Here is a 288-nt window from a genome sequence, read left to right as displayed (position 1 = left end):
GCCGCGACGCCTATGGCTCCCCAATGGAGGCCCACGATGAAGGAGGCGACGGTCGTCAGCGACGAATAGATGCCCCAGTGGAACATCGTCTTCGTCTGGCCCTGGCAGCTGAATATCCACCCGGTGGTGCTCGATACGGACTGCATCAGCCCGGCGATGCCCAGCCAGGCAAAAATCGGCGCCACAGCCATCCAACGCTCGCCGAAAAGAAGCCTGACCACCTGCTCCGAAGTCAGTGTCAGCGTCGCAATGCCTGGCATGGTGATAACGGCCAGCAGCCAGTTTGTC

At 61.5% G+C, this 288-nt stretch carries 1 pseudogene; it reads right to left on the bottom strand.

Annotation, left to right across the window (positions count from 1 at the left end):
- Positions 1-288 (bottom strand): annotated as a pseudogene (locus tag EN857_RS34215) (lipopolysaccharide biosynthesis protein); the annotation flags it as partial.

Origin of the sequence: Mesorhizobium sp. M4B.F.Ca.ET.214.01.1.1, assembly GCF_004791545.1 — a bacterium.
Taxonomy (GTDB): domain Bacteria; phylum Pseudomonadota; class Alphaproteobacteria; order Rhizobiales; family Rhizobiaceae; genus Mesorhizobium; species Mesorhizobium abyssinicae.
Note: the sequence above shows the minus strand (reverse complement) of the source record. Positions and strands in the feature narration are given on the sequence as shown.